The organism is Variovorax sp. P2_H12, assembly GCF_056403395.1.
The window spans coordinates 1-15,058 of sequence record NZ_JBFUFO010000052.1 but is presented as its reverse complement, the minus strand read 5'-3'; the positions used below and the strand labels follow the sequence as shown (position 1 = coordinate 15,058).

General features: G+C 71.0%; 18 protein-coding genes and 1 pseudogene. 9 read left to right on the top strand and 10 right to left on the bottom strand.

The window, feature by feature from the left end; genetic code table 11:
* Positions 1–2 precede the first annotated feature (2 nt).
* On the top strand, positions 3–986 hold the full coding sequence (gene thiL / locus AC1DYK_RS30820; protein WP_478169768.1) for a thiamine-phosphate kinase: 984 nt from the start codon (positions 3–5) through the stop codon (positions 984–986).
* Between the two features lie 15 nt (positions 987–1,001).
* Here the strand turns inward: thiL and AC1DYK_RS30815 are convergent, their stop codons facing one another.
* Both AC1DYK_RS30815 and AC1DYK_RS30810 read right to left on the bottom strand, forming a co-directional pair.
* Entirely contained in the window at positions 1,002–2,819 is a 1,818-nt protein-coding gene (locus tag AC1DYK_RS30815; protein ID WP_478169767.1) for an ATP-binding response regulator, read from the bottom strand.
* Complete coding sequence (locus tag AC1DYK_RS30810) at positions 2,819–3,427, bottom strand: response regulator (RefSeq protein ID WP_478169766.1); 609 nt, start codon at positions 3,425–3,427, stop codon at positions 2,819–2,821. The genes AC1DYK_RS30815 and AC1DYK_RS30810 overlap by 1 nt, the downstream gene beginning before the upstream one ends.
* 132 nt (positions 3,428–3,559) lie before the next feature.
* Between AC1DYK_RS30810 and AC1DYK_RS30805 the strand changes: the two genes are divergently transcribed.
* Positions 3,560–3,820, top strand: coding sequence for a hypothetical protein (locus tag AC1DYK_RS30805; RefSeq protein WP_478169765.1), 261 nt, complete (start codon positions 3,560–3,562; stop codon positions 3,818–3,820).
* 9 nt (positions 3,821–3,829) lie between these two features.
* Here the strand turns inward: AC1DYK_RS30805 and AC1DYK_RS30800 are convergent, their stop codons facing one another.
* On the bottom strand, positions 3,830–5,266 hold the full coding sequence (locus AC1DYK_RS30800; RefSeq protein ID WP_478169764.1) for an MFS transporter: 1,437 nt from the start codon (positions 5,264–5,266) through the stop codon (positions 3,830–3,832).
* A gap of 93 nt (positions 5,267–5,359) precedes the next feature.
* Between AC1DYK_RS30800 and AC1DYK_RS30795 the strand changes: the two genes are divergently transcribed.
* From AC1DYK_RS30795 to AC1DYK_RS30775, 5 genes are read left to right on the top strand one after another with little or no spacing between them, the layout of a single operon-like run.
* Entirely contained in the window at positions 5,360–6,025 is a 666-nt protein-coding gene (locus AC1DYK_RS30795) for a helix-turn-helix transcriptional regulator (protein WP_478169763.1), read from the top strand.
* Complete coding sequence (locus AC1DYK_RS30790) at positions 6,025–6,579, top strand: phosphatidylglycerophosphatase A family protein (RefSeq protein ID WP_478169762.1); 555 nt, start codon at positions 6,025–6,027, stop codon at positions 6,577–6,579. The genes AC1DYK_RS30795 and AC1DYK_RS30790 overlap by 1 nt, the downstream gene beginning before the upstream one ends.
* Before the next feature lie 13 nt (positions 6,580–6,592).
* Positions 6,593–7,105 carry a CinA family protein gene (locus AC1DYK_RS30785; protein ID WP_478169761.1) on the top strand — a complete coding sequence of 171 codons (513 nt, stop codon included), beginning with the start codon at positions 6,593–6,595 and terminating at the stop codon, positions 7,103–7,105.
* A gap of 57 nt (positions 7,106–7,162) precedes the next feature.
* Entirely contained in the window at positions 7,163–7,648 is a 486-nt protein-coding gene (locus AC1DYK_RS30780) for a nuclear transport factor 2 family protein (protein ID WP_478169760.1), read from the top strand.
* A 20-nt stretch (positions 7,649–7,668) separates the two neighbouring features.
* A complete protein-coding gene (locus tag AC1DYK_RS30775) occupies positions 7,669–7,977 on the top strand; it encodes a GNAT family N-acetyltransferase (protein WP_478169759.1) in 309 nt (102 codons plus the stop codon).
* A 172-nt stretch (positions 7,978–8,149) separates the two neighbouring features.
* Here AC1DYK_RS30775 and AC1DYK_RS30770 read toward each other — a convergent pair whose 3' ends face one another.
* Genes AC1DYK_RS30770 through AC1DYK_RS30755 form a run of 4 tightly spaced genes read right to left on the bottom strand, consistent with a single transcriptional unit; the run spans position 8,150 to position 10,690 of the window.
* Positions 8,150–8,374, bottom strand: coding sequence for a hypothetical protein (locus AC1DYK_RS30770; protein WP_478169758.1), 225 nt, complete (start codon positions 8,372–8,374; stop codon positions 8,150–8,152).
* Positions 8,375–8,401: 27 nt separating this feature from the next.
* Positions 8,402–8,656 carry a DUF3297 family protein gene (locus tag AC1DYK_RS30765; protein WP_478169757.1) on the bottom strand — a complete coding sequence of 85 codons (255 nt, stop codon included), beginning with the start codon at positions 8,654–8,656 and terminating at the stop codon, positions 8,402–8,404.
* A complete protein-coding gene (locus tag AC1DYK_RS30760) occupies positions 8,653–9,858 on the bottom strand; it encodes an MFS transporter (protein ID WP_478169789.1) in 1,206 nt (401 codons plus the stop codon). Before AC1DYK_RS30760 ends, AC1DYK_RS30765 begins: the two co-directional genes overlap by 4 nt.
* A gap of 49 nt (positions 9,859–9,907) precedes the next feature.
* Entirely contained in the window at positions 9,908–10,690 is a 783-nt protein-coding gene (locus AC1DYK_RS30755; RefSeq protein ID WP_478169756.1) for a UPF0149 family protein, read from the bottom strand.
* Between the two features lie 10 nt (positions 10,691–10,700).
* On the opposite strand from AC1DYK_RS30755, the gene AC1DYK_RS30750 reads away from it, so the two are divergent.
* Together AC1DYK_RS30750 and AC1DYK_RS30745 are read left to right on the top strand one after the other, a co-directional pair.
* The gene (locus AC1DYK_RS30750) at positions 10,701–12,410 is read left to right on the top strand and encodes an FMN-binding glutamate synthase family protein (protein ID WP_478169755.1); all 1,710 of its coding nucleotides are present in this window, start codon (positions 10,701–10,703) and stop codon (positions 12,408–12,410) included.
* Positions 12,407–13,303 carry a BUD32 family EKC/KEOPS complex subunit gene (locus AC1DYK_RS30745; protein WP_478169754.1) on the top strand — a complete coding sequence of 299 codons (897 nt, stop codon included), beginning with the start codon at positions 12,407–12,409 and terminating at the stop codon, positions 13,301–13,303. The genes AC1DYK_RS30750 and AC1DYK_RS30745 overlap by 4 nt, the downstream gene beginning before the upstream one ends.
* Here the strand turns inward: AC1DYK_RS30745 and AC1DYK_RS30740 are convergent.
* From AC1DYK_RS30740 to AC1DYK_RS30730, 3 genes and pseudogenes are all read right to left on the bottom strand, one after another.
* On the bottom strand, positions 13,300–13,761 hold the full coding sequence (locus tag AC1DYK_RS30740) for a putative toxin-antitoxin system toxin component, PIN family (protein WP_478087264.1): 462 nt from the start codon (positions 13,759–13,761) through the stop codon (positions 13,300–13,302). The genes AC1DYK_RS30745 and AC1DYK_RS30740 overlap by 4 nt on opposite strands.
* Before the next feature lie 216 nt (positions 13,762–13,977).
* Complete coding sequence (locus AC1DYK_RS30735) at positions 13,978–14,682, bottom strand: glutathione S-transferase N-terminal domain-containing protein (RefSeq protein ID WP_478169753.1); 705 nt, start codon at positions 14,680–14,682, stop codon at positions 13,978–13,980.
* A gap of 61 nt (positions 14,683–14,743) precedes the next feature.
* Positions 14,744–15,058: pseudogene (locus tag AC1DYK_RS30730) on the bottom strand (class I SAM-dependent RNA methyltransferase); the annotation flags it as partial.

The window sequence follows — 15,058 nt, the reverse complement described above, 5'->3', positions numbered from 1 at the left end:
GCATGAGCAGCACCGGCGAATTCGACCTGATCGCGCGCTACTTCACGCGCCCCGCGCAGCGCTCGCCGCTGGGCGTGGGCGACGACTGCGCATTGCTCGCCCCGGCACCGGGCATGCAGCTCGCCGTGTCCTCCGACATGCTGGTCGAAGGGCGGCACTTTCTTTCGACGGTCGACCCGGCGCGGCTCGGCCACAAGGCGCTGGCGGTCAACCTGAGCGACCTCGCAGCCTGCGGCGCAAAGCCGCTGGCCTTCACGCTGGCGCTGTCATTGCCCTCGGTCGACGAAGTCTGGCTCGAAGGCTTTTCGCGCGGCCTGTTCGCGCTGGCCGATGCGCACGGCTGCGAGCTGGTCGGCGGCGACACCACGCGCGGGCCGCTCAACCTCTGCATCACCGTGTTCGGCGAGGTGCCGGCCGGTGCGGCGCTGTTGCGCTCGGGCGCCAAAGCGGGCGACGACATCTGGGTCAGCGGCACGCTGGGCGATGCGCGGCTCGCGCTCGAGGTGTTCCGCGGCACGCTGGCGCTGCCGGCCGAGCTGTTCGAACTGGCACGCGGCCGCATGGAGCAGCCGACCCCGCGGGTCGCGCTGGGCCTGGCTCTGCGCGGCATGGCCTCGGCGGCGGTCGACGTGAGCGACGGGCTGGTCGGCGACCTCGGCCATGTACTGCGCGCAAGCGGCGTCGGGGCGCGGATCGACGCCGACGCGGCGGCCGCCCTGCTGGCGCTGGGCGCCCACCCGCAAGCCGCAGCGGCCGGCCTCGACCGGGACGCCCGGCGCGCCTGCGCCCTGGCGGGCGGCGACGACTACGAACTCGCCTTCACGGCACCCGCTTCGGCGCGCGCCGCGGTCGAGCAGGCGGCCCGCGCGAGCGCCACGCCGGTCTCGCGCATCGGTGTCATCGAGCCCGAGGCGGGGTTGCGCCTGGTCGATGCCCAAGCTGCCCCCGTGGCGCAGCGCTTCGCGTCCTTCGACCACTTCGCCTGAGCGGGCTCGGGCCGTTCAGGCCCGCCGCCGGCGTTCCATCGGTACCTCTTCGAGCACCGCGAACGCGGAATCGATCTCGAGCTCGTTCAGCACGCAGGTCAGTCCGCGGTAGAGCTGGTCGGGAGACACCGGCTTGTGCAGCAGCGGAACGCCGCTGGCACGGGCCTCGCGCAGCCGCTGCGGTGCGGTGTCGCCGGTGATCAGCAGCGCGGGCAGGCGCTCGCCGAACTCGGCCCGCAGCGTGGTGATCGCCTCGGCACCCGTGCGGAGTTCGCGCAGGCGATAGTCGCTGATGACCAGCCCCGGCGGGTTCGCGCGCGCCAGCGCCAGGGCCTCCTCGATCGAGTCGGCGACATCGCATTCGCAGCCCCAGGCGCTCAACAGCTGCCGCATGCCGGCGCGCACCGCTTCGTCGTCATCGATCACCAGCACCCGGACGTCGAAGACGCGCGCGTGGCCCGCTGCAACCTCCAGGCCGGCGCTCGCCACGCCCATCTGCGCGAGCGGCAGCGCGAGCCGGAAGACGCTGCCGCGCTGCGGCTCGGACACCAGCGACAGCGTGTGGCCCAGGGCACGCGCCAGGCCTTGCGCGATGGCCAGGCCCAGCCCCAGGCCCTTGCGCCGGTCGCGCTCGGCATTGCCGAGCTGATGGAACTCGAGAAAGATCTCGCGATGCTGGGTCGGCTCGATGCCGATGCCGGTGTCCCAGACCTCGATCAGCAGCTCGCTGCCGCGCCGGCGGGAGGCGACCAGCACCCCGCCGCTGTCGGTGTAGCGGATCGCATTCGACACCAGGTTGCGCAGGATCAGTGCCACCAGCGCCGGGTCCGAGCGCACCGCCGCATGGGTCTCGCGCGAACGGTAGACGATGCCCTTGGCGTCGGCCTGCGGCGCCAGTTCGTTCTCCATCCGATTGAGCAGCGGCTGCAGCGGGAAGTCCTGCATCTGGGGCTCGACCACGCCGGCCTCGATGCGCGAGAAGTCGAGCAGGGTGTCGAGCATCTCGGCCGAGGCCTGCCAGGTGGCGCGGGCATTGGCCAGCGCGTCGTACTGGGCGGCCGACAGCTTGCTGCGGGCCAGCACCTCGAGGAACAGCCCCTGCGCATGGATGGGCTGGCGCAGGTCATGGCTGGCGGCGGCAAGGAACTTGGACTTGGCCAGGTTGGCCTGGTCGGCCTTCAGTTGCGCCGCCTGCGCATGGCCGGTCTCGACCTGCAGCCGTTCAATCAGTTCGAGGTTCTCGAAGCGCAAGTCGATCGCCGCGCGCGCCGCCCTGGCGCTGTTGCGCGCCTGGCCGAGCAGCGTGGCGATGTAGAGCACGGCAGCCACCCCCAGCGCGTGGTAGGCCGGGTCGCCCAGCAGCACCAGCTTGGCCGCCACAACGGCCACCTCGACCGTGCCGAACACGACGAACACGGGCAGCACCGGCGACAGCGAGGACATCGAGCTGCCGGCGACGCCCGCGAGCACCGCGATCACCAGAATGCTGCCGGTGACCGAGGTGGTGCCCAGCGCCACCCACGCCAGCGCGCCCCACGCGGCGGCGTCGATGAAGTTGAGCGTCATCTGCCGCCACACCAGGCGGCGCGCGCGCTCGTACGAGATCTCGGAGGCCAGCGTGCGGCGGGCATCGCGGGCGCAATACAGCTTGATCAGGATCACCGTGCCGGCCCAAAGCCGCAGCGCCAGCGCATTGCTGTCGTTGGAGAGCACCCAGACCAGCAGCAGCGCCACCAGGATCGTCGGGATGACCGAACTGCCGATGTTGCCGAGCTGCAGCCGGAGCTGCTCGACCAGCGTGCGCCCATCGGCCAGGCGCAGGAATCTGGACATCAGGCGACCAGCCCCCTGCGGCGCGCCGCGAAGCCCGCTTCCGAACGGCTCGACACCTGCAGCGCCGCCAGCACCGCCTGCACGTGCCCGCGCACCGTGTTCTCCGACAGCCCGAGGCGGCGTCCGATGACCTTGTTCGGCAGGCCCTGGCAAAGCAGGTCGAGCACCTCGGACTGGCGTGGCGTCAGCAACTGGGGCGCCCCGCTGCCCGTCGGCGCCGGCGTGCCGGCGCTGGCAGGCTCGCCGCGCCGCAGTTGTTCGATCACGGTCAGGATGTTGTCGGCGGTGCCGGCCTTCGAGACGAAGGCCGCCGCGCCACGCTCCAGCGCCATCCGCACGTTGTGCGGGCCGGCATCGGAAGACAGGATGACCACCGCCGCCTGCGGCCATTTGCGCTTCACGAGCGCGATGCCCTCGAGGCCGTTGAGCCCTTGAAGCTGGATGTCGAGCAGCACCAGCGCGGGTTCGCCCATTGCCGAGCGCAGCCCCTCTTCCAGGGAGCTCGCCTCGGCCACCTCCAGCTCGGGAATGCCGGACGCGAGCACCATGCGGAGTCCGCAACGGAACAACGCGTGGTCGTCGATGAGAAGAATTCTGGCGGGCAGCATGACGCGACGATTCTGCGCGAAGTCGAACCGGTCCAAATGGACTATTTACCCACGGCCGCCTTGCCGCGACGATTCAGGCGCCAAAGCCAATCCGTTGACGAACCACTGCCTGCGCCCCGCCGAATGAAGCCCTTGATCGACATCCAACGCATCGGACCGGATGCCTACTGCCACCGCATCAGCGCCCAGGGCGGTGCGGCGCAGGAGGCCAGCCGCACCTTTGTCGCGCTGGAGCATTGCCTGCGCGATGCGGGTGATTCGCTGGGCCGCTATTTCGCGCAGGTGGAACTCAAGTTCGACGGCCTGTTCCTGGGCGCCTGCGCCGTCGATGCGCTGCGCACCACCCCGCAGGCCGTGGCCCGCCGCATTTCGCAGCATTTCCAGCCGGCCTGATCGCCGGTCTCAGCCCCGCACAGCGACACAACGCTGCGCCAGCACGGCCGCCAGCGCCGGCGCCAGCGCAAAGCTTGCGAACAGCCACGTGGCCGCCGATTGCGCGCCCGCCGCGCCGCCGGGTTCGGTCAGCCCTGCGGCATTCGCCACCAGGCCGGCCACTGCGGCGCCGATCGCCATGCCGTAGAGCTGCACGGTCGTGATCGATGCCGACGCCAGGTTCTCCTCGCCGGGCCGCGCCAGCGTCAGCACCCGGGTGAGCAGATGCGGCCACCCCATGCCCACGCCAAAGCCGGTGCAGGCCAGCGCGAGACCGAGGCCGAGCGTCTGGAACACCGGCGTGAAGCGCACCACGGGCACGAGCAGCAGCAACCCGAGCAGGCCCAGCATGCTGACCACCGGGCCGAGGCGCAGCATGCGGTCGGCGCGCGGACCCGTGCGGCCCGCGGACAGCAGCGATGCGGCGCTCCACCCGCCCGCCATCGCGGCCGTGAGATAGCCCGCGGCCAGCGGCGAATGGCCGTGCAGCGTCTGCAGGAAGTAGGGCACGAAGATCTCCGTGTCGGTGCCGATCAGGAGCAGCGCGACGCAGGCATAGATCGCACCGAACGCGGTGAAAGGCGCGTAGGCGCCGGTGGGCAGCAGCCGGACCGTCGCCCGCCGGTCGACGCGCGCCAGCACGACGCCCAGTGCCAGGCCGAAGAGCACCATGCCGATCTGGCCGGGCAGCGTGTCGAACAGGCTCGCCGTCGCGACGCAGAGAGCCGAGGCGATCAGCAGCAGGATCTGGCCGATCGGCAGGGCGGCGCGCGGGGCCTCCCGCTCGGCCGCGCCGGCAGGCGACGGCAATTGCACGCTGACGATCAGGGCCTGGACCAGCGCGACCGGAAGCAGGGCCCAGAAGGCCCAGCGCCAGTGGCCCAGTTGCGCGAAGACGCCGCCGACCGCGGGACCGCACAGGGTCGCGACGCCCCACATGCCCGAGACCAGCGCGACCGCGCGCGGCCACAGGCTGGCCTCGAACATGAAGCGGATCAGCGCATAGCTCAACGCCGCCAGCACGCCGCCGCCCAGCCCCTGCACGGTGCGCCCGGCCAGCATCCAGGCCATGCCCGGGGCCGTCGCGCAGCCGACGCTGCCCAGGACGAAGACCGCCAGCGCCGCCAGGTAGGTCCGGCGCGGCCCCAGTGCCTGGAGCAGGCGCACCGACAGCGATGCGCCGAGGATCGACGCCGCGACGAACAGCGTGGTGTTCCAGGCGTACCAGGCGACGCCGCCGATGTCCTGCACGACCGAGGGCAGCACCGTGGTCACGATGTGCACGTTGATCGCATGCAATGCGACCCCGCCAGTGACAGCGACGGCCCGCCAGGCGTTGCGCCCCGAGAACAATTCGCCCCATGAAGCGGTGCGGGTCGGGACGGCAGCGGAAGAAAGCGAGGTCATGGCGGAACGAGGCTGCCGGGCAGACAGATTATCAAAGAAATTGCTTGCATATTAGCAGTCACTCGCAATTAGACAAGTAAAATCTTGGGGAATATGACGTCCAGTTCCACGGCCGACCGCATCCTGCTGCTGCTGAAAAGCCGCGGCCCGACGTCGACGGCCGCGCTGGCCGCCTCGCTGCAGACCACGACCGAGGCGGTGCGACAGCAGGTGCACAAGCTGGCCGACGCCGGGCTGGTGCGCGGCGTCAGCGAGGCGCCCTCCGGCGTCGGGCGGCCGGGCCAGGCCTGGTCGCTGAGTGCCAGCGGGCACGCGCGTTTTCCCGACCGCCACGCCGAACTCACGCGGACGTTGATCGACACGGTGCGCGAGGTGTTCGGCGAAGCCGGGCTCGAGCAGCTCATTGCGCGGCGCGAGAGCGCTTCCCGCGCTGCCTACCTGGAAGCCTGCCGGGACCTGCAGGATCTGGAGCCGCGGCTGCGCAAGCTCGCCGCGCTGCGCGACGACGAAGGCTACATGGCACGGCTGGAGCCCGACGGCCACGATTGGCTGCTGATCGAGGACCACTGCCCGATCTGCGCCGCCGCCGAGACCTGCCAGGGCTTCTGCCGTTCCGAACTCGATGTGTTTCGCGAGGTCGCCGGTCCGCAGGGCCGCCTGCGCCGCGAGGAACATCTGATCGCAGGCGCGCGCCGCTGCGTCTACCGCATCACGCCGCTCCCCGCCCCTGGGCCAAAGATGCGCGACACTGCGGGCTGATGCAAGCCGATCCCGATTCGCCCTCTCCCGCCGCCCCGTTTCGCCCGACGCTGCGCTTCCTGTTCGCGCATCCCGCGCACCTGATCGCCCTGGGCTTCGGCTCCGGCCTGCCGCGCCGCGCACCCGGCACCGTGGGCACGCTCTGGGCCTGGGTCGCGTTCCTGGTGATGGAGCGCTGGCTCTCGAGCGCCGCGATCGGCTGGGTGATCCTGGCCTCGCTGCCGATCGGCTGGTGGGCCTGCACGGTCACGGCGCGCCACATGCGGGTGGCCGACCCCGGCAGCATCGTCTGGGACGAGGTGGTCGCCTTCTGGATCGTGCTCTGGCTGGTGCTGCCCGGCGGCCTGCTGGCCCAGCTCATCGCCTTCGGCTTGTTCCGCTTCTTCGACGCCGTCAAGCCGGGCCCGGTCGGCTGGGCCGACCGGTTGTTCAAGCCCCACGGGTCCGACGCCGGGACGATGCGCTGGAGTGCCGCGGGCCTGGGCATCCTGTTCGACGACCTGGTGGCGGCCTTCTGCACGCTGCTGGTCATCGCCGCCTGGCGCGCATGGTGAAGTGACGATGACGATGAACCCCTCCCCGATCTCCCCTCCCGACCTCGACGTTCCGGCACTGGTGCTTCAGCTGGCCGAACTGCTGCAGCACCGGCGCTGGATGATGGCCACCGCCGAGAGCTGCACCGGCGGCCTGATCGCCGGCGCCTGCACCGATCTCTCCGGCTCGAGCGCCTGGTTCGAGCGCGGCTTCGTGACCTATTCGAACGCGGCCAAGGCCGAGCTGCTCGGCATCGACGCAGCACTGATCGAGGCCCACGGCGCGGTCAGCGAGCCGGTGGCCCGGGCCATGGCCGAAGGCGCGATCGCGCGCTCGCAGGCCCAGGCCGCGGTCGCGGTCACCGGCGTCGCCGGGCCCACCGGCGGCTCGCCCGACAAGCCGGTCGGCACCGTCTGGTTCGGCTGGTCGGTGGACGGCCGCGTGCGCACCGAGCGCCGCCGCTTCGACGGCGACCGCGCCACGGTGCGCGCGGCCACGGTGCAATACGCGCTGCAGACGCTCGCAGAGCTGGTGCGAACGGCCTGAGCCCCCACGCTCCCTCACTTCGCGTGGTCGCGACGACCGGCTGAATTAGGATGGCGCATGCGCACCGAACAAACCCTCCGCCGCCTCTATGACGCGTTCGCCGTGCTCGACGCCGACACCATGGCGAGCTGCTATGCGCCCGAAGCGCGCTTCGACGACGAGGCCTTCTCGCTGCGCGGGGCGCGCGAGGTCGGCGGCATGTGGAAGATGCTCTGCAGCGGCACCCAGGCCAAGGGGGCCGCGGTCTGGAAGCTCAGCTACCGCGACCTCGAGGCCGACGCCACGAGCGGCAAGGCGCACTGGGACGCGCACTACCTCTTCAGCGCCACCGGGCGCATCGTCGACAACGCGATCGACTCGCGCTTCACCTTCACGCCCGAGGGACTTATCGCCACGCAGCGCGACCGCTTCGACTTCTGGCGCTGGTCACGGCAGGCACTGGGCGCGCCCGGCCTGCTGCTGGGCTGGTCGCCGATGCTGAAGAAGAAGGTGCGCAGCACCGCCGCGGCGAACCTCGCGGCCTTCCTCGCCCGCAACCCCTGACCAGCCTCCACGGAACACCCATGACCGACATCACGATCGCCGACAACCCCGCCGAGCACCGCTACGAGGCCCGCATCGGCGGCGAACTCGCGGGCTACTGCGAATACAACCTGCTGACCGAGGCCATCATGTTCACCCACACCGAGGTGCTGCAAGCCTTCGAGGGCAAGGGCGTGGCATCGGCGCTCGCGCGCCACGTGCTCGACCAGGCACGGGCCGACGGCAAGCACGTGATTCCGGTCTGCCAGTTCATCGCCGGCTATATCCGCAAGCACCGCGACTACGCGGACCTGGTGCGCCCGGACGTGCAGCGGGCGTTCAAGATCTGAGGGCTCAGGCCCCCACGCTCCGCACTGCGTGTCGTCGCTGCCCCCCGAGGGGGCGCAGTCCGGCTTGGGGCGGCCCGGCGCCGGACTCCGGCCCCCACGCTCCGCACTGCGTGTCGTCGCTGCCCCCCGAGGGGGCGCAGTCCGGCTTGGGGCGGCCCGGCGCCGGACTGGCTCAGTCGCAGCGGTAGGTGACTTCCCCGGTCGGGGCGCCCGGCCCCTTGGCATCCAGGAAGCGCATCGGGGCGCCGAAGTTGCGGCAGTAGGCCTCCGCCTCCTGCGCGGTGGGCGACTTGAACACGCCGTCGCCGAGCCAGGTGACCCGCGGCGCGGGTCGCGACGCGCACCCGGCGGCGATGGCCGCCAGCGTGAGGAGGGAAAGGGTGGCGAAGGGTCGCATCGGGAAGCGCATGGTGGTGAAACCGGCTCAGCCCTGATAGAACACTTCGACCTTGCCCTTCAGCTTGATCAGCAGCGGCTTGCCCTTGCGATCGAGCGTCCTGCCTGCGGGCACCTTGATCCAGCCTTCGCTGATGCAGTACTCCTCGACGTCATTGCGCTCCTTGCCGTTGAATCGGATGCCGATGTCGTGTTCGAAGACTTCGGCGACGTGATGCGGGCTGCGCGGGTCGATGGACAGATGGTCGGGCAGCGGTGGCGGGGTGGGAGTGGTTTCGGTCATGACTGTGGATTTCTCGAAGGGCTCCATTTTGAAGCGTCCGGCGCCGGCAGCCAGGCGAACGCCAGGGTGGCGGCGACCAGCAGCCCCGCGATGGTCGCCAGCACGGCGCGGAAGGCCTCGATGCCATGGGCCGCACCCCACGAGGCCGCGGCGCCCGTGACCCACTGCATCAGCGCCACGCCGAGGAACATCGCCATCGTGAAGACCGCCATCGCGCGGCCCGTGATCGCCGCCGGATAGGCCGCCCGCACGTCGGCGTATTGCCAGACGATGAAGCCTCCGAGCAGCCCGATCAGGATCGTGGCGCCCACATCGACCCAGGCCTGCGTGAACAAGGCAATCGCCGCGAACAGCCCGGCGTAGACCAGGCTGCAGCCGACGATGCGGCGACGCCGCGCCGGACCGTCCCGGTCCAGCTGACCGAACAGGGGCGGCCCGACCAGCGAGACCAGCGACACGACCAGCGCCACATGGCCGCTCTGCACCAGCGAATAGCCATGGCGCTCGATCAGGAGCGGCCCGAGCCAGAGCCCGCGCAGCGAGATGAAGGCCGCATAGGTCACGGCCCCCAGCACCATGATGCCGAACGTGTGCGGCAGCGCGAACAGGGCGCCGAACTGCCGCAGCGCCTGCGCCACCGACTCCTTCGGCGGGCTGTCCGGCCGCGCCGGCTCGCGCACCCGGTGCCAGATCGCCAGCCAGGCCAGCGCCGAGGCCGCCGCCAGGACGACGAAGCCCATGCGCCACGAGCGCTCCTGCACCAGCCACGCGAGCGGCGTGCCGGTCAGCAGCATGCCGACGCTGCCGATGCCCAGCACCAGCCCCGACACCGAAGCGAATCGCGCAGCGGGGAAATGCCGCGCGATGAACACCGTACAGACCAGGAAGGCCGGTGCGCAGCCGATGCCGATCAGCACCTGGCCGGCCACCAGCACCCCGTAGTCGGTGGACAGCGCCGACAGCAGTGCGCCGGCGATGGCGAGCGGGAACGCGGTCAGCACGGTGCGGCGCACGCCGTGCAGGTCGATGCCGATGCCCATGAAGAGCTGCATCGCGCCGAAGGCGAAATGGAAGGCGGCCGAGAAGAGGCCGAGCGCCTGCGGCGAGAGCCCGAACTCCGCCTGCAGCTGGCTGGCCATGATCGCGCCCACGGTGCGAAAGGCCTGGCTCAGCGCGAACGCGGTGCACAGCGCCAGGACCATGGCCCAGGCGGCGCGCGCGGACAACGCCACGGGTGCGGCGTTCAAGCAGCTACTGCCCGTGACACTTCTTGAATTTTTTTCCGCTACCGCAGGGGCAGGGATCGTTGCGCCCCGGGGTCGCTTCCTTGCGGATCGTCTCCACGCGCGGCCCCATGCTGCGCCACAGCTGGCGCAGGTCGTAAACGGCCCAGATCGCGGCGCCGAAGTCGTCGACCCGCTGCTGGCTCACGCTGGGCGGGCCGTCCTCGGCGTACATCGAGAGAGCGGGCTTGCCGCTGTCGTCCTCGGTCAGCGTGACGATGGCGTCGAGCGCCTCGTCGAGCATCTGCGCCGCTTCCTTGTCGCGCGGCGGCGCCCAGTCGTCGGGCCAGTTCTCGACCGCGAACATGAAGCCCAGCGCCCAGACCTGGGCGAAGGACGGGATCGCCTCGCCGGCCATCTCGGCGCGCTCTTCCTCGGGCAGCGCCGCGATCGCGCCGCGGGTGTCGAGCACCTCGGGCTGCCAGGTGCGCTCGTCGTCGAGCGACTGCACGTCGGCGTCCAGGCCGCTTTCGATCTCGCGCCAGCGCCGCTTCCAGCGCCAGACGAACTCCATGTGCTGCGCCGGCACGAAACCCTCGCCCAGCAGCACCGGCCAGTATTCGGCCGGCTCGATGGGGCGCCGGGTGCAGACCAGCGCGGCCATGAAGCCCTCGCAGAATTCCCATTGGGGCGTCTCGTCGTCGTGCTCGCGCAGGGCGTCGAGGACCTGGTCCTGGGCGTCGAAATCGTCGGGGCCGAGCGGTGCGTTGTCGGGCTGGGCGGGGGTCGGGGTGTCGGGCTGGGTTGTCATGGCGTTACGAATGCAGCCCTCTATGATGCAGCAAGGCTTCCGGAGACTCCCTATTTCGACATCGACGATTGCGCCGTTCCCGGCGCGCTACACCGCGTTCGCGCTGTGCGCGGCCGGCCTGGTCGCGAGCGTGGTGGCGGTTCTGCTCGTGCCGGACCGCTGGACCGCGTGGATCGCCCTCGCGGTTTTCGGCGTGCTCTGCGGCACCGGCGTGCACGACCTGCGCCAGACCCGCCACGCCATCCTGCGCAACTACCCCGTCATCGGTCACCTGCGCTTCCTGTTCGAGTACATCCGCCCCGAGATACGCCAGTACTTCATCGAGAGCGACGCCGAAGCCGCGCCGTTCTCGCGCGCCCAGCGTTCGCTGGTCTACCAGCGCAGCAAGGGTGAGCCCGACAACCGGCCCTTCGGCACCCAGCTCGACGTCACGATCGCCGGCTACGAGTGGATCAACCACTCGATGCAGCCGACGAAGCTGGCCGACCACGACTTCCGCATCGTCATCGGCGCGACGCCGAACCCGGCCTCGCCCGCGGGCGAAACCTGCACCCGGCCCTACAGCGCCAGCGTTTTCAACATCTCGGCGATGAGCTTCGGCGCGCTCTCGGCCAATGCCATCAAGGCACTGAACCAGGGCGCGAAGATGGGCGGCTTCGCGCACGACACCGGCGAAGGCTCGATCTCCTCGCACCATCGGGTGCACGGCGGCGACCTGATCTGGGAGATCGGCTCGGGCTACTTCGGCTGCCGCAACGACGACGGCTCGTTCAGCGAGGAGCGCTTCGTCGCCAATGCGGGCGACCCGCAGGTCAAGATGATCGAGATCAAGCTGAGCCAGGGCGCCAAGCCCGGCCACGGCGGCGTGCTGCCGGCGCCCAAGGTCACGGCCGAGATCGCGGCCGCGCGCGGCGTGCCGGTGGGCGTCGACTGCGTCTCGCCGTCCTCCCACAGCGCCTTCTCGACGCCCACCGAGATGATGCATTTCATCGCCCGGCTGCGCGTGCTGTCGGGCGGCAAGCCCACCGGCTTCAAGTTCTGCCTGGGGCATCCGTGGGAATGGTTCGCGATCGTCAAGGCGATGCTGGAGACCGGCCTCACGCCCGATTTCATCGTGGTCGACGGTGCCGAAGGCGGCACCGGCGCGGCACCGGTCGAGTTCAGCGACCACGTCGGCGCGCCGCTGCAGGAAGGCCTGCTGCTGGTCCACAACACGCTGATCGGCGTTGGCCTGCGCGACCGCGTCAAGATCGGCTGCGCCGGCAAGGTGATCACCGCCTTCGACCTGGCGCGCATGATGGCGCTGGGCGCCGACTGGTGCAACGCGGCGCGCGGCTTCATGATGTCGCTGGGCTGCATCCAGGCCCAGGCCTGCCACACCGGCTTCTGTCCGACCGGCGTCACCACCCAGGACCCGGTGCGCCAGCAGGCGCTGGTGGTGCCGACCAAGGCCGACCGGGTGCGCAACTTCCACCGCAGCACGCTGCATGCGCTGCAGGAACTGGTGCAGGCCGCCGGCCTCGACCATCCGCAGCAGATCACGGCCCACCACATCGTGCGCCGCATCTCCGACACCGAGGTGCGGCTGCTCAGCAACCTGGTGATGCAGGTGCACCCCGGCGCGCTGCTCGGGCGGCTCGACGGCCAGCACCACGTGTTCCGCACCTACTGGCCGCTCGCCAGCGCGCAGAGCTTCCAGCCTCTCGCCCTGTCCCCATGAACCCGGTCAGACGGGGCGGATCGCCCACACGCGTCCAGATGCGCAAGGGCATGGCGTCGGCACCGGCGCCGCTGGAGCCCGGCGCGGCGCCGCAGCCCGGCGACTACGCCGAGTTCCTGCGCACCGCGCTGCCACAGCAGACGCGGGCGGTCGCCAGCCATCGTTTCGGCAACGAGCGGGTCTGGCTCAAGAAGGCCGGCCCGCGCCACGGCAAGCTGCGCTACCACCTGCTGGCGGCCATCGCCGGGGCGCTGCGGCTCGACGTCCTGCGGCCGGTGCCGAATCCGGGCGGCGAGGCGGCGATCGCGATCGAGGCCGACCGGCTGCGCCAGCTCGGTGCCGCGGGCCTGCGGGTGCCGGCGGTGCTGGCGCAGCAGGGCGACGGCCTGCTGATCTCCGACCTCGGCCAGAGCGGCCGCCCACCGGTGGTGCTGCAAGAGCGGCTCGACCAGGCCGCCGCCGCGGGGCCGGTGGCGCTGCTGGCGACCTGGCGCGAAGGCCTGGCCGCGATCGCCATCGTGCATGCGCGCCAGACCTACCTGAGCCAGGCCTTCGACCGCAATCTGGTGCAGTGCCCGGACGGCACGATCGGCTACATCGATTTCGAGGACGACCCCGGCGAGACGCTGCCGCTGGCCGAATGCCAGGCGCGCGACTGGCTCAGCTACCTGCATTCCACCGCGATGCTGGTCGACGCCGCCTCGCCGCATGCGGCCGCCGCGCACTGGCACGCGATGCTGGACCAGGCGAGCGACGAGGTGCGCGACCGTCTGGCGGTCGCGGCGCGGCGCATGCGCTGGCTGCGGCACCTGCCCGCGGGCCGGCGCTGGGGGCGCGACACGCAGCGGGTGCGGGCCGTGGCGCGGCTGCTGGCGCGGTGGTATGGCGGCTAGGGCCGGCGCCAGTCCCTGGACACCTCGACACCCCACGGCGCGAGCCGCTTGCGCATCGACAGCACGGCCCGGTCCTTGCTCAACAGCCGCGCCCGCTGCGCCACCGCGAGGTCGATGAAGATCTGGTCGTCGGGGTCGCGGCAGGCGCAAGGCGCGCGCGCCGGCACGCCGTCGACCTGGCGCGTGCGGGCGTCGAAGGCCGCCAGGACCTCGCCCGCCGCCCGCCCCCGCGTCTTCAGGCGCGCGGCGATCAGCGGATAGTCGAGCACGCGCGCGAGTTCGTCGCGCATCGCCGCGGTGACGACCCATTGCAGCTCGCCGGCGTCCAGCGCCGCGGCAAGCGCCGCATGGCCGGGGTCGTCGAACACCAGCAGGTCGAGCGCGATGTTGGTGTCGATGACGACACCAGGCCGGCGCCGGGCCGCCCCAAGCCGGCCTGCGGCCCCCTCGGGGGGCAGCGACCCACACGCAGTGGGGGAGCGTGGGGGCTCAGGCCGGCGCCGGGCCGCCCCAAGCTGGCCTGCGGCCCCCTCGGGGGGCAGCGACCCACACGCAGTGGGGGAGCGTGGGGGCTCAGGCCGGCGCTGGGCCGCCCCAAGCCGGCCTGCGGCCCCCTCGGGGGGCAGCGACCCACACGCAGTGGGGGAGCGTGGGGGCCATTCAGTCACGCCGCCTCAGCCGCGCTTCGGGATGCCCAGGCCGGCCGCGACCGCGGGCCGGGACAGGAACTTCTCGAGGGCCCGCATCACGTTCGGGAAGTCGGCGATGCCGACCAGCCCGCCGGCCTCGTAGAAGCCGATCAGGTTGCGCACCCAGGGAAAGGTCGCGATGTCGGCGATCGAGTAGCCGTCGCCGAGGATCCAGTCGCGCCCTTCGAGCTGCCGGTCGAGCACCTTCAGCAGGCGCCTGGCTTCGGCCACATAGCGGTCGCGGGGCCGCTTGTCTTCATAGTCCTTGCCGGCGAACTTGTGGAAGAAACCGACCTGGCCGAACATCGGACCGATGCCGCCCATCTGGAACATCAACCACTGGATCGCTTCGTAGCGGCCGGCGGGTTCCTGCGGGATGAACTTGCCGGTCTTGTCTGCGAGGTAAAGCAGGATCGCGCCCGATTCGAACAGCGCCAGCGGCTTGCCGCCCAGCCCGTTCGGATCGAGGATCGCCGGGATCTTGTTGTTCGGACTGAGCGAGAGGAATTCCGGCGAGGTCTGGTCGTTCGATTCGAAACTGACCAGGTGCGGCTCGTAGGGCAGGCCGCTCTCCTCCAGCATGATCGACACCTTGACCCCGTTGGGCGTCGGCAGGGAATAGAGCTGCAGCCGGTCCGGATGAACGGCAGGCCATTTCTGGGTGATCGGGAAGGCGGACAGATCGGTCATGAAAATGCGGGTTTCTGCGAGAGCCGCATTCTGGCCCGAAACGCCAATCCGGGCCGACGCGTCAGACCTTCCGCGCCGACCCCGCCACCATGTCGAACCTGAACAGCCGGCATTCGATCGGCCCGTTCCACATCGGCACCCGGCGCGACTCCTTGAGCCGCATGCGCTTGGGCAACTGCAGGTCGGGCGTCAGCACCCAGGCGGTCCAGCCGGCGTAGTTCTTTTTCCAGTGGCTGGCGAGCTGGACGAAGAACTCGCCGCCATCCTCGGTCTGCGCGTCCTCGCGGCCGCGCGCCACGCCGCCGACCTCGATCCGCTCGCCGTAGGGCGGGTTCAGCACGATCACGCCCGACTCGGCCGGCGGCATGCGCTGCTG

What these genes read in the sequence shown, in the direction of transcription:
- thiL (WP_478169768.1), top strand. Translation starts at nt 3, where the DNA reads ATGAGCAGCACCGGCGAATTCGACCTGATCGCGCGCTACTTCACGCGC.
- AC1DYK_RS30815 (WP_478169767.1), bottom strand. Translation starts at nt 2,819, where the DNA reads ATGTCCAGATTCCTGCGCCTGGCCGATGGGCGCACGCTGGTCGAGCAG.
- AC1DYK_RS30810 (WP_478169766.1), bottom strand. Translation starts at nt 3,427, where the DNA reads ATGCTGCCCGCCAGAATTCTTCTCATCGACGACCACGCGTTGTTCCGT.
- AC1DYK_RS30800 (WP_478169764.1), bottom strand. Translation starts at nt 5,266, where the DNA reads ATGACCTCGCTTTCTTCCGCTGCCGTCCCGACCCGCACCGCTTCATGG.
- AC1DYK_RS30795 (WP_478169763.1), top strand. Translation starts at nt 5,360, where the DNA reads ATGACGTCCAGTTCCACGGCCGACCGCATCCTGCTGCTGCTGAAAAGC.
- AC1DYK_RS30790 (WP_478169762.1), top strand. Translation starts at nt 6,025, where the DNA reads ATGCAAGCCGATCCCGATTCGCCCTCTCCCGCCGCCCCGTTTCGCCCG.
- AC1DYK_RS30785 (WP_478169761.1), top strand. Translation starts at nt 6,593, where the DNA reads ATGAACCCCTCCCCGATCTCCCCTCCCGACCTCGACGTTCCGGCACTG.
- AC1DYK_RS30780 (WP_478169760.1), top strand. Translation starts at nt 7,163, where the DNA reads ATGCGCACCGAACAAACCCTCCGCCGCCTCTATGACGCGTTCGCCGTG.
- AC1DYK_RS30775 (WP_478169759.1), top strand. Translation starts at nt 7,669, where the DNA reads ATGACCGACATCACGATCGCCGACAACCCCGCCGAGCACCGCTACGAG.
- AC1DYK_RS30770 (WP_478169758.1), bottom strand. Translation starts at nt 8,374, where the DNA reads ATGCGACCCTTCGCCACCCTTTCCCTCCTCACGCTGGCGGCCATCGCC.
- AC1DYK_RS30765 (WP_478169757.1), bottom strand. Translation starts at nt 8,656, where the DNA reads ATGACCGAAACCACTCCCACCCCGCCACCGCTGCCCGACCATCTGTCC.
- AC1DYK_RS30760 (WP_478169789.1), bottom strand. Translation starts at nt 9,858, where the DNA reads ATGGTCCTGGCGCTGTGCACCGCGTTCGCGCTGAGCCAGGCCTTTCGC.
- AC1DYK_RS30755 (WP_478169756.1), bottom strand. Translation starts at nt 10,690, where the DNA reads ATGACAACCCAGCCCGACACCCCGACCCCCGCCCAGCCCGACAACGCA.
- AC1DYK_RS30750 (WP_478169755.1), top strand. Translation starts at nt 10,701, where the DNA reads ATGCAGCCCTCTATGATGCAGCAAGGCTTCCGGAGACTCCCTATTTCG.
- AC1DYK_RS30745 (WP_478169754.1), top strand. Translation starts at nt 12,407, where the DNA reads ATGAACCCGGTCAGACGGGGCGGATCGCCCACACGCGTCCAGATGCGC.
- AC1DYK_RS30735 (WP_478169753.1), bottom strand. Translation starts at nt 14,682, where the DNA reads ATGACCGATCTGTCCGCCTTCCCGATCACCCAGAAATGGCCTGCCGTT.